This window comes from Variovorax sp. P2_H12 (assembly GCF_056403395.1).
Map to the genome: position 1 here is coordinate 11,424 of NZ_JBFUFO010000053.1, position 12,459 is coordinate 23,882.

The window sequence follows — 12,459 nt, forward strand, 5'->3', positions numbered from 1 at the left end:
GAAGCCCCTGCCGGTGTTCTTCGGTGAAGATGGGGGGCCGCGCCATGGCACGTGATCTCAGGAAGCCAGCACCGCGTGACCCGGAGCCGGGTCGGTGCTTCCCGCCGCCTGGCGGCGGACCTTGAACCACGCGGCGTACAGCGCCGGCACGAAGAAGATCGTCAGCAAGGTCGCTATGGTCAGGCCGCCCATGATCGCGATCGCCATCGGGCCCCAGAACACGCTGCGCGTCAGCGGCACCATCGCGAGCACCGTGGCCAGCGCCGTGAGCAGCACCGGACGGGTCCGGTGGATCGCGGCGTCCAGCACCGCATTCCACGGATCGCGGCCCTCGGCGATCTCGGTCTGCACCTGGTCGATCAGGATCACCGAGTTGCGCATGATCATGCCGCCCAGCGCGATGATGCCCAGGATCGCGACGAAGCCCAGCGGAGCGCGGAACACGAGCAGCGCGGGCACCACGCCAATCAGGCCCAGGGGCGCGGTCAGCACCACCATCCACATGCGGGAGAAGTCCTGCAGTTGCAGCATCAGCAGCAGCAGAATGGTCACCAGCATCAGCGGGGCCACCGCCAGCAGCGCCTTGTTGGCCTTGGCGCTCTCCTCGACCGCGCCGCCGATGTCGATGCGATAGCCCGAGGGCAGTTTGGCCTGGATGTCCTTCAGCAGCGGCACGATCTCCTGCGTCACCGACACGCCCTGCTCGCCATCCTTGACGTCGGCGCGCACGGTGATCGCCATGTCGCGGTTGCGTCGCCACAGCACCGGCTCCTCCAGTTCGTAGCGGACTTGCGCCACCTGCGACAGCGGAACCACCGTGCCCTGGCGGGTGTAGAGGTTGATGTCCTTCAGCGTATCGAGGTTGAGTCGCTCGTCGGGCACGGCACGCGCCACGATGTCGATCAGGTCCTCGTGTTCGCGCAACTGCGAAAGCGTCGCGCCGTTCAACACGGTCTGGGTCACCAGCGACACCTCGGCCGGCGTCAGGCCGAGCGCGCGGGCCTTGTCCTGGTCGAGCCGCACCTTCAGCGCGCGCACCGGGTCGTTCCAGTCGAACTGGACGTCGCGCACCTTCGGATTCGAGACGACCAGCTGCTCCACCTCCCGGGCGATCTTGCGAACCACCTGCGTGTCGGGTCCGACCACGCGGAACTGCACCGGGAAGCCGACGGGCGGCCCCAGCTCCAGACGGGTCACGCGCACCCAGGCCTGCGGAAACTGCTGGTCGGCCGTGGCCATCAGTCGCGTGCGAACCGCCTCGCGCGCCGCCAGGTCCTTCGTCATCACCACGAACTGGGCATAGCCCGGGTTGGGCAGCTCGGGGTTGAGCGCGAGGTAGAAACGTGGCGCGCCGGCGCCGGTGTAAGCCGTGTAGAACCTGACGTCCTCGTCCTTGGCCAGCACCGCTTCCAGCTTCTTCACCTGCTCGGTCGTCGCCGCGAGGGAGGAGCCTTCCTTCATGCGCAGGTCCACGACCAGTTCGGGACGCGAACTGCTGGGGAAGAACTGCTGCGGCACCAGCTTGATGCCGGCGAGCGCGACCCCCAGGGCGGCGACGGTCACGCCGATCACCAGCCAACGGCGCTCGATGGCGACGTCGATCAATCCGCGCAGCTTGCGATAGAACTTGGTGTCGTACGGGTCGCCCGCATGGTGGTGCTTGCCGAAGTCCTTGGGCAGCATCTTGACGGCAAGGTACGGCGTGAAGATGCCTGAGCAGATCCACGAGAACACCACGGCGGCGCCGACGATCCAGAAGATGCCGCCCGCGTATTCACCGGTCGTCGATTTCGACAAGCCGATCGGCAGGAAGCCGGCAACCGTGATCAGCGCGCCGGTCAGGCGCGGCATGGCGGTGGCCTGGTAGGAGAAGGCAGCGGCCTTCACGCGGTCCATGCCGCCTTCCATCTTCACCACCATCATCTCGATCGCGATGATGGCGTCGTCCACCAGCAGGCCCAGCGCAATGATCAGCGAGCCGAGCGAGATGCGCTCGAGGTTCCAGCCCATCGCCAGCATCACCACTGCCACGCCGCCAAGCACCAGCGGCACGGAGGTGGCAACCACGATGCCGGTGCGCCAGCCCAGGCTGGCCAGGCTCACGGCGATCACGATGATCAGCGCCTCCATCAGCGAGCGCTCGAAGTCCCAGATCGCGTCCTTCACGGTGGTGGGCTGATCGGCCACGCGCTCCAGCTCCACGCCATGCGGCAGCTCGGACTGGATCTTGGCGAAGGCATCCTCCATCGCCTTGCCGAGCTGCACGATGTTGCCGTCGTCGGTCATCGTGATGCCGAGCATCAGCACCGGCTGGCCGTTGTGGCGCACGGTGTACGTCGGCGGATCCTCGAAGCCGCGCGTGACGGTGGCGATGTCGCCGAGCTTGATCGTGCGACCACCGGCCGTGATCGGCACGTTGCGGATGTCGTCGTCGCTGGCGAACTGCCCGCTCACGCGCACCATGACGCGGTCGCCATGGGTGTCGACCTGGCCCGCGGGCGCCATCGCGTTCTGGCTCTTCAGGCTTTCTGCGATGGCCAGCGGCGTGATGCCGAGCGCGGCCAGGCGCTCGTGCGAGAACTCCACATAGACGCGCTTGGCCTGCTTGCCGACGAGGTCGATTTTCTTGACCATCGGCACTTTCAGCAGGCGGCGCTTGATGTCCTCGGCCGCGTCCGACAGTTCGGCGTGGCCGATGCCGTCGCCCTTGACCGCATACATCAGGCCATACACATCGCCGTACTCGTCGTTGACGATCGGGCCGACGACGCCGTCGGGCATCTCCAGGCGCAGGTCGTTCAGCTTCTTGCGCGCCTGGTACCAGGCCTCGCGCTGGTCTGCCTTGGAGGTGCCGCCCTTCACGGTGAGCGTCATGCCGCCGAAACCCTGCCGGGCAAAGGTGACCACCTTCTCGAAGTGGTCGATCTGCTCGAACTTCTTCTCCATCCGGTTGAGCACCTCGTCCTGCATCTGCTGCGAGGTGGCACCCGGCCAGACGACCATGGCGGTCATCGAAGGCACGGAGAAGCTCGGGTCCTCGAGCTGGCCGAGCTTGGTGAAGCTGAATGCGCCGGCCACCGCGACGATAAGGAGCATGAACAGGACGACCGCGCGGTGGCGCAGCGCCCAGTCGGTCAGGTTGAAGTTGTTCATCGGGCGGCCTGCTGCGTGCTGTCTGCTTCGGCGAGCGCCGCACCGGGCAGCGCGACCTTCAGTCCGGGGGCCATCTTCTGGACCCCGGCGGTGACGACCTGCTGGCCGGCCGGCGGACCGGACACCAGCACCTCGTCGTTGCGATAGCCGTGCACCTTGACGCGCACGATCTCGACGGTGCCCACCGACTCCTTGCCGGCGTGCTTGACCACCCACACCGCAGGCTCGCCGCCGGCTTGCGTGAGCGCGCTGGCCGGGAGGGACGCCAGCGGCATCTCGGACATCACCCGGTCGGTGACCAGCGTGGCCGTCGCGCCGAGCGGCAGGGGCCGCGCGTTGGTGGGCTTCAACCGGGCGCGGTAGGTGCGTGTCTGCGTCGCGGCCTGCGGCGACATCTCGCGCAGCGAGACCTCGAAGAAGTCGGCGGGCGCGCTCGCCAGCGATGCCTTGAAGCGCGCCGACTTGAATGCCGTGAGCTGGTCCTCCGGCACGTCGACGACGATTTCCGGCGCGCCGGGGTCGGCAATCGCGACCACCGGCAGTCCTTCGGCGACCACCTGGCCCACTTCGAAGCGCACCGAGGTGACCACACCGCTGCGCGAGGCGCGCAGCGTGGTGTACTTCAGGCGGTTGCGCGCGAGCTCGAGCTGGCGCGCCTGCGCCTCCTGGGCCGCCCGCGCTGTCTCCGCGCCGCTGTGGGCATGCTCGTCGTCGACCACGCTGACCGAGCCGTCGGCTTTCAGCGAGCCCAGGCGATTGCGATCCGATTCGGCTTGGCGGGCCTGCGTGACGGCAGACGACCATTGCTGCCGCGCGGCCTCCTCGGCCAGTCGGTAGTCGCTGTCGTCCAGCACCGCGAGGACGTCGCCTTCGCGCACGAACTGGCCGACATCGACCTTGCGCTGGGCGACCTTGCCGGCGACGCGGAAGGCCTGGTCGACTTCGTAGCGGGACTGCACGGTGCCTGCGTAGCGGTTGGCTTCGCGGACGGCGTCATAGCGAATGTCGGAGATGCGCACCGGCCGAGGCGCCTCGATGGGCGGCTTGTCCGGGCTGCATGCGGAGAGCATCGCGGCGATCGGCAAGGCGATGACCGCGGCAAGAGAGTTCTTCAAGACAGTACCTCGTGGAAGGCGACGGGTTTCAGGAATGCGACGCCTGGGTGGCGCCGGCGGAGGTGGATTGCGCTGCGGGCGGGGCGGCAGGCTCGAACACCTGCCAGCCCCCGCCCAGCGCCTTGTAGAGCTGCACGCTGTCGAGCAGCAGCTGGGTGTTGCTTTCGTTGGCGCTCAGTCCCACTGCCAAACGCGAGCGCTGCGCATCCAGCAGCGGCAGCAGGTCGATCTGGCCGCGGTCGTAGAGCGATTGGGCGCGGCCGAGGGCCGCCTCCGCGGACGCGGCGGCGCTCTGCAGCGACTTCGAGCGCTGCCGTTCCGAGGAGAGCGCGACCAGGGCGTTCTCCACGTCCTCCAGCGCGCGCACCATGCCATCCTCGGCGCGCAGCAGCGCTTCGCGCTGGCCGCTCTCGGCGATGTCATTGATCGCCCGCGTGCGACCGGCGTTGAAGATCGGCATCGCGAGCAGGGCCGCCACGTTGGTGTAGCGGGCGGAACCCAGGCCGATGCCGTTCAGCCCCACATTCTGGCGGCCGAACGACGCGTCGAGAAATAGCCGCGGGAACCATTCGGCTGCAGCCTGCTGGCGGCGCGCGTTGGCCGCATCGAGCTGCGCCATGAGGGCGAGCACATCTGGCCGCCGTTGCAGCAGCGCGGCAGGCTGTCCCGGCTGGGCCTGGGGCACGACCACGTCGCCGCGCCAGGTCGCGACTTGCGCGGCATTGAAGGCCTGATCGCCGATCAGCACCGCGATGCGATGCCGGGAGACCGCCGCAACCGTCTCCAGCGGCGGGATCTGTGCGTGCGCCGATTCGGCCTCGGTCTGCGCGCGCTCGACGTCGAACGCCGTCGCAAGGCCGGCGCGCTGGCGCGCCTTCACCAGGCGCAGGGTCTCGTCACGGGCGGCCGAGATCGCGCGCAGGGTGTCGAGTTGGCGCATCGCGCCCACCAGCGTGAAGTAATTGGTGGCGACGTCGGTCATCACCAGCAGGCGCACGCCGCGCAAGCCGTCTTCCACCGCCAGCGCGTCCGCTGCAGCTGCGGCCGCGCCTGCACGCAGGCGACCGCTCAGGTCGATCTCCCATGCGACATCGAGGCCAGCGCTGCCGGTCTTGGTGTCCGGCTGCAACTTCTTCACGGCGTCACCGTAGCCGCTGCTGCGATCGCTGCCCGAGCCGACGGCGCTGACGCTGGGCATCAGGAAGGACCGGCTGACCGTCACGCCGGAACGCGCTGCCCGCAAGCGCTCGGCGGCGATCTTGACGTCGCGGTTTTCGCGCTCGGCACGGCGCACCAGGTCGGTCAACACCGGGTCGTGGAAAGTTTCCCACCAGGCGGCCTCGGGCTCGACGTCGGAGGGCGTGCTCGCGGCGAACTGCGCCGGCACGTCGATCGCCGGATGGGCGGCCGGCGTGGAACAGCCGGTGGACACCAGGGCGATCGCTGCGGCCAGCGCTGCCACGACGAAGAGACCGACCGGCTGATGGGCCGGTGGGGGGGGCTTCTGCCTGGCCTTGTGGGACGGCGAAAGTGCGGATGGAAGTGGCATCGGAGTGGACTCGTGTGGATTCGAGGGGTGTGAGCGTAGGGCGCGATGCGCTCGAAGTCGTCAGCGTTGCGTCGACGTTCGGTCGGTATGCGAAGCGGGCCTCCGGACGGCCCGGCGCGCTCATGCGGCCGGGTCGTCCTCCGGGCGGTCGGCCGTCCCGGCCACCAGGTCGCTGGCGATGGATTGCAGCAACTCGTGGGCAGTCGCAAATTCGCGCTGGCGCCCGGTGACCAGGTTTTCAAGGCGACCCGCGAAAGCCTCGGGGGTGGCGTCGCTGCGCAGTTTCAGCACGTAGGCCCGACGGTTCGGGTATTTGGATTCGGGGTTCAGCACCATGGCAGCTTGTGGATGAGAGAAGTTCGGCGTCAGCGTAGGCCCGTCCCCGAGTCGGGTCGTCAGCGAAAGGTCGACGAACGGTCGAAATCGCGCTCGCATGCAAGCGCGACGGAATCCCGACCTGTTGCTGACGACGTGGGCGGCTGGCGTCTCTAGCATCACGGCCCATCACTACCGCCCGCCCCCGCCGGGCCCCGGCACATGAACCTCAAGCTCACACCCGGACGGCTGCTTGCCGCCGCCATCGTCGTCCTGTCCATCTGGATCGTTCACGACTTCATCGAGGCCCTGCTGGCGGCCTGCGTGACCGCGATCGCGAGCTGGCCGCTCTATGCCGCATTCAGGGACCGCTTGCCGGGCCGCATCGGCAACAGCGCAGGCGCCGCGTTGTTCACTGGCGCGATCACGGCGTTCGTACTGGCTCCCATGCTCTTCGCCTGCGGGGCGCTACTGAGCGAGGCGCACGCTTTGCTGTTGGACCTCGCGGCCGCCGACAGCCGAGGGCTCGGCGTGCCCGAATGGCTGGCGAACGCCCCCGTCGTGGGCCCCTGGCTGGCCGCGCGCTGGCAAAGCCAACTCGTCAACCCAGGGGCGCTGCAGCTGCTGACGCAACACACCGACCCCTCCTCACTTCTCGGCTGGGCGCAGGCGCTCGGACAGTTCTCCGCCCGGCATGCGCTGATCGTCGGGTTCGCGATCCTGCTCCTGGCTTTCCTCTACCGAGAAGGCGCGTCGCTGAAGTTCGAACTTGGCCGCGGGCTGCGTGAGGCCGTCGGTGACCGAGCCGAACGCTATCTCGACATCGCCACGCGCGCCGTGCGGGCCTCCGTGAACAGCATGCTGGTCATGGCGTTGTTCGACGGCCTCGCGACAGCGCTGGCGTACACACTCGCCGGCGCACCGCGCGCGCTGCTCTGGGCCGCGATCACGGGTTCGCTGGCCGCCGTGCCTTTCCTTGGCTATGGGGCAGTGGCCGCGATGGCGGTGCAACTCGCGCTGAAGGGAGGGCCCACGACTGCACTGATGTCGCTGCTGCTGGGTTGCGCGGTGCTGATCACAGGCGACAAGCTGGTGCGGCCGATGGTGGCGAGCGGCGGGATGCGGTTGCCGTTCGTCTGGGTGTTGATGGGCTGCATCGGTGGCTTGGGCGTGCTGGGCCTGACTGGGGTGGTGATCGGCCCCGTGATGCTGACTCTGGCTTGGGAACTGTGGGAGCAGCGGGTGCGCGAGCCCAGGCGTTGACGCGCTGACGGCGGGCGCGTCGTCAGGCTGGCTTCACGCAAACAGGATTGACTGCGCGCGCCGCACCGGCACGGTGTCGCGGGCTTCGGGCAGCTGGCTGACGAGCGCGGCGAGAGCACGGCGCTCCGGGGTCGACGCTTCGTGATGCTCGCACAGGTCGACGAGCGCGAGCAGTTCGAGCCAGGGCGCCTGCTGGGCCTGCGCCTCCTCGATCGCACGTCGGACCGAGGCGGCACCGGCGTCAGCCCGGCCTTGCGCGCGGGCGATCGATGCTTCCAGCAGCCATAGCTGCGGCAAGTACACCCGCTCGGCCAACTCGTCCGCAACCTGCAGGGCTTCCTGGAGTTGGACTTGCGCAGCGTCAAGGTCGCCAGCCAGCAGAAGCGCCTGTGCCGCATAGCCCAATACTTCGCTAGCGCCGGAGCGCATGCCGAGCCGGGCGTTCTCTTCGCAGGCCTCTCGAATCAGGCGGTGGCCCTCGAGCGGCGCACCGTTCCAGGCCTTTGCCCAACCGCGGTACCAGCGACATGCCGTCCGGCCCTGCGCCAGGGAGAACTCGTCGACCAGCGCCTGCATTTCCTCGGCAAGGGCCGCAACCCGTTCGGCGTTGCCCAGGCGCACCTCGAGCAGCGCCTCGTGCCAAGTGGCGACGAGCTGCGTCATCGGCTGTCGCAACTGGCGCGCGCGGTCGTGCGAGCGTTGCACATGCGCCCGGGCCTGCTCGACGAGGCCCCGGTGCACGAACTCGATGGCCAGCATGCCAAGCAGCGTCACCTGCGGATCGGCGACGAATATCTCCCCGGCCACGAAGTCGAGCGACTCGGCGGCTGCGAGCCCGCGCTCGATCCATGCGAGCGCCGCCTGCGGCCGGCCCTGGAGCTGGTGCGCCTCGCCGTTCACGATGCACGCGGCCAGCATCAGCGCCGGATCGTTCGATCCGGATGCGAGCGCCTCGGCGCGCTGCGCCACCACCAGCGCTTGCGCATACTCGCCGCGCAGGCTCAGCACGTAGCCAAAGCCGTGTAGCAACAGCCCGCGCATCGCGTGCTCGGACTGGCCCTGCAGCAGCGCGTACGCGCGTTCGAAAGCGTCTCTCGTCTCGCTGCCGACGCCGAGCGATTGGAAGGCCGCCACGCCGTGCAGGGTAGCGATCACGATCTCGAGTGCATCGCGCTCTTCTGTTTCCGGCGCCTTTTGAAGCAGGGCCGAGGCCCGCTCGGTGAGGCTGATGCAGGACGCCGGGCTGAAGTGCAGAAGCGCTGCTTCCGCCGCCTCGGCGTAGTACTGCAGTGCGATCATCGACTGGCGCCCGCGGTCGAAGTGCATGGCCAATTCCGCGGCGGCTACCGGCACACCGGCCGAGCGCTCGCGTTCCAGGGCCGCCCCGACCTTCAGGTGCAGTTGCGTGCGGGCGGACAGCGCCGTGCGGTCGTACAGCACTTGGCGGAATAGCGCATGTCGGAACGCGTAGGGCGGTTCGGTCGTCTCGTCGCCCTCGCCTGGGCGCGGCGCCGTGAGCCACACGTGCTCGCGAACCAACTCCTCGCAGGCATGGGCCACCGATGCGACGTCGCGCTCCAGGGCGAGTGCCACCGTGTGGACGCGAAACTCCACCCCACACACGCCCGCCGCCGCAAGCAGGGCCCGCGGCTCGCTACTCAACTTGGCGATGTAGTGGTCGATAATGGCCGCCAGATTCTCCGGTACCACTGCAGCCGCGAGCCGCGCTTCCACCGCGGCGTCGTCCGTCGTGCGATCCATCACCTCGGTAATGACCGAAGAAACAAAAAGAGGCACACCGTCCGTGCGCTCGTGCAGCGCGCGCACGAATGCCTCGTCGCGCGCCAGCGAGGCCGAGCGTTGCGCGATGTAGTCTGCGACCTCGGTTTCCGAGAACGGGTCCAGCACGACTTCGTCGCATAGGCGGTGTGGACGCAGCTCGCGCCGCAGCGGGTTGAGCGGGTGGTCCAGCGCGATCACTTCGGCAAGGCGAAAGCTGGACAACCACATCAGACGCGCGCGCCCGCGCCGCCGCGCGACGTAGTCGATCAGCTGGATGGTCGCCCGGTCGCTCCAGTGCAGGTCCTCCGTGACCAGCAGCAGCGGACGCTGCTCGGTGTAGCGATCCAAAAGCTCGGCCATCTCGCGCAACATGCGGTCCGGGCCCACACCGGCGAGTTCACGGCGCAGCGCGTCGCGTTCCTCCGTCGTGCTCAGCCACGGGAGCTGCAGCAGCCAGGTCGGCGCCACGGTGCGCAGCAGCGCCGGCAGCGAGCGGTCGCCGCGACACAGCTCGGCCAGCGCTTCCAGCACCGGCAAGTATGGCTCGGCCGTGCCGTAGTGCTCCACACACTGCCCTCGCGCGCAGGCGATGTCGCCAAGGCCGGCGACGAAGTGTTCGATCAGCGTGGTCTTGCCGATACCCGGTTCGCCGGCGACCCAGACCACCGCACGCTTCCCGCCGCAGGCCTGCTCCCACCCCTGCTGCAGCCGGGCGATAGCGTCCGCGCGGCCGACGAACGGCTGCGAAGGCCACAGGTCCGCCACCACTGTCGCAGCGAGAGGCGGTGCCAGGTGCGCGGCGACCGGCACCGCGATGAAGCGATAGCCGCGGCGCGACACTGTCTCTATCACGTGCGGCTCGCGCGGGTTGTCGCCGAGCACCGTGCGCAGATCGCTGATCGCCGTCTTGAGCACCGATTCGCTGACGAACTGGTGGCCCCATACCGAATCGAGCAGCGCATCCTTGGTCAGCAGCGAGCCGGGCTGGCGTGCGAGCGCACACAACAAATTGAAGGGTGTGGGCGCGAGCGCGACGGCCTTTCCGTTGCGCAGCAGGCAGGCGTTCGCCTCGTCGAGATCGAACTCCTCAAAGCTGATCCGAACGGGAGGCGAGTTGGACTGCGAGTGCGTCACGCGCGCAACTTGTGAGAGGACAGCCACGAATTATCGGCGCACCTGGGAATCAAGTCATGTCGGTGCGGCAGCGCCAGACAGCCTCAAACGACTTCACGACGCCCGACGACTTGCCGAACCGGCTTGGCAACCGCTGGCGCCGGGATGTCCGAGGTCTCGGTGAGCAAACCCGCTGAGAGGATTTCCACCGGCTTCAACGGGCTGTTCGCAATTTCCTGTGCGCTCTCCGAGTCCAGACCCAGCCCGCGCAACGCGGCCGCGGCACTCAGTTCCGCGAAGTCGCTCTCGCAATCTGGCTCGAGCATGCGATGCGTCGCGCCGAGGACTGAACCCGCCACGATGTTGAGGGCCAACGCGATCGGCATGCGCAAGAAGCGACCCTGCCGAATGCCTTCGGTCAGATCCCTCCGCACGAAGTCGAGCAGCATGTTGGGGCCTCGCGCGTCCGGCCATCCGAGGCGGACCAGGAATGCGGCGGCTAGCGGGTGGTCGATAGCCAACCTGGCCACGAGTCGAATACCACTCGACACCCGTTCAGCCGGATCGTCGTAACTGCGTACCACTGGCTCGGCCATCCCGATCAGCTCGTTGGCGATCTCGATGGCCAGTTCCCGGACCAATGCGTCTGGCGACGGAAAGTACTTGTAGAACGTGCCGCGCGACACCTCGGCGGCGGAAATCACATCGTCGATCGATGTCGCAGTCGGCCCCTTCTCCGCGACGAGCCTCATCGCACTTGCGAGCAGTCGGGCTCTCATGCGTTCTCGTCGCTCGGCCGCGACGCGCTGGCGGTGGTCTTGCGTTTGCATGGATGAATTGTGCCTAGTGGACGACTAAGTATAAACGACACGTTTGTCATGATGACAATGTTGTTATTATGAATGTGTCGGCGCCACCTGCAGAGAGCGGCGGCACTTCTTCGTCGAGCAAGGGTTCAATGGTTCCGGCTCGGCTCTCACTACTTTTTTTGAAGCGAGACCCACCTGTGAGAGGCTCCACCGCAGTACTTCGGCAGCCCGAGTCGTACCCCGAAGGCCGGCTCCCCACTGATGTCCAGCGACTGCCACGACCACCAGCCCTTGGTCGCGCGGTCGAGTTGGCCTTCCTGCGCTGGCAAAAACGCCGGCTGGCGCCCACCGAGCGCTTCTGGCGCGACTTCGGCTTTCGTATCGTCAGCTCCACGCCTCAGCGCCTTGTGGCGCGAGGGACCGGGACGGCGCCGTGTATTGCAATCGCCGAAGCCGCACCTCAGGACCGCTTCGTCGGCCCCGCGTTTCTCATGTCGGACGAAACCGATCTGCACCGCTACGTGGAGCAGATGGGGGCGCATTGGCTGCCCCTCGAAATCCTGCCGGCGGGCGGGCGCGGTGTTGAGCTGCTTGACCCAGCCGGTCGTAGCGTATGGCTGCTGCAGGATCAACGGCGGGTCGCGTCACTGCCGATGCGCAAGGCCGTCCCGCCGGACACCAACACAGCTCAGCACACCCCCCGCGTCAACCTCGCTGTGCGCACGCCCATCGAACCGGCGCGCATCGTCCGACTCGGGCATTTGGTCCTGCAGACGGTGGACTTCGCGCGCATGGCCGAGTGGTACATGCATGCACTCGGGCTGATTCCCACGGATGTGCAGTACCTTTCCGACGGCAGCCCTAGTCTCGCGTTCTGCCGGCTCGATCTCGGTGCTCAACCCGCTGATCACCACACACTGGTGATCGTCGGCGGCATCGAGGAAAAGATCGAGCACAGCGCCTACGAGGTCATCGATCTGGATGCGCTCGGACAGGGACAGCAGGTGCTTCGCGCCCAGGGTCACCGGCACATGTGGGGCATTGGCCGACACTTGCTCGGCAGTCAGCTCTTCGACTACTGGTTCGATCCCGACGGCTTCGAGTACGAGCACTACACGGACGGCGACGTCTTCACCGCAGATGTGGAGACTGTCTACTCACCACTCGAATTCGGCGGCATCTGGTCCTGGGGCGCCGACGCGCCCGCATCGATGAAGCCCAAAAAGAACCTGCGCACCCTCCTGCAGGTGCTGAAGCTCGTTCTCCGCGGGGACATCACGCCCCAGCGTCTCAAGCTCATGAGCGCGGCACTCGGTGCGCCCGCTCGCCCTTGGCTCTAACTCTCCCTCAATCACACACC

At 67.8% G+C, this 12,459-nt stretch carries 8 protein-coding genes; 2 read left to right on the plus strand and 6 right to left on the minus strand.

Features of this window, described 5'->3' with window-relative positions:
- Positions 1–57: 57 nt before the first annotated feature.
- The 4 genes from AC1DYK_RS31010 to AC1DYK_RS31025 all read right to left on the minus strand — a co-directional run bounded on the left by AC1DYK_RS31010 (position 58) and on the right by AC1DYK_RS31025 (position 6,153).
- Positions 58–3,153: an efflux RND transporter permease subunit gene (locus AC1DYK_RS31010; RefSeq protein ID WP_478169801.1), complete on the minus strand. Its 3,096-nt coding sequence runs from the start codon at positions 3,151–3,153 to the stop codon at positions 58–60.
- Positions 3,150–4,268, minus strand: coding sequence for an efflux RND transporter periplasmic adaptor subunit (locus AC1DYK_RS31015; protein ID WP_478169802.1), 1,119 nt, complete (start codon positions 4,266–4,268; stop codon positions 3,150–3,152). Before AC1DYK_RS31015 ends, AC1DYK_RS31010 begins: the two co-directional genes overlap by 4 nt.
- 28 nt (positions 4,269–4,296) lie before the next feature.
- A complete protein-coding gene (locus AC1DYK_RS31020; RefSeq protein ID WP_478169803.1) occupies positions 4,297–5,817 on the minus strand; it encodes an efflux transporter outer membrane subunit in 1,521 nt (506 codons plus the stop codon).
- 120 nt (positions 5,818–5,937) lie between these two features.
- The gene (locus AC1DYK_RS31025) at positions 5,938–6,153 is read right to left on the minus strand and encodes a hypothetical protein (protein ID WP_478169804.1); all 216 of its coding nucleotides are present in this window, start codon (positions 6,151–6,153) and stop codon (positions 5,938–5,940) included.
- Positions 6,154–6,354: 201 nt separating this feature from the next.
- Here AC1DYK_RS31025 and AC1DYK_RS31030 point away from each other — a divergent pair, with 201 nt between their 5' ends.
- Positions 6,355–7,395: an AI-2E family transporter gene (locus AC1DYK_RS31030; protein ID WP_478169805.1), complete on the plus strand. Its 1,041-nt coding sequence runs from the start codon at positions 6,355–6,357 to the stop codon at positions 7,393–7,395.
- A gap of 33 nt (positions 7,396–7,428) precedes the next feature.
- Here the strand turns inward: AC1DYK_RS31030 and AC1DYK_RS31035 are convergent, their stop codons facing one another.
- Together AC1DYK_RS31035 and AC1DYK_RS31040 are read right to left on the minus strand one after the other, a co-directional pair.
- Complete coding sequence (locus tag AC1DYK_RS31035) at positions 7,429–10,311, minus strand: AAA family ATPase (protein ID WP_478169806.1); 2,883 nt, start codon at positions 10,309–10,311, stop codon at positions 7,429–7,431.
- Between the two features lie 83 nt (positions 10,312–10,394).
- Entirely contained in the window at positions 10,395–11,120 is a 726-nt protein-coding gene (locus tag AC1DYK_RS31040; protein WP_478169807.1) for a TetR/AcrR family transcriptional regulator, read from the minus strand.
- Between the two features lie 287 nt (positions 11,121–11,407).
- On the opposite strand from AC1DYK_RS31040, the gene AC1DYK_RS31045 reads away from it, so the two are divergent.
- A complete protein-coding gene (locus tag AC1DYK_RS31045) occupies positions 11,408–12,439 on the plus strand; it encodes a VOC family protein (RefSeq protein ID WP_478169808.1) in 1,032 nt (343 codons plus the stop codon).
- Positions 12,440–12,459: the final 20 nt, after the last annotated feature.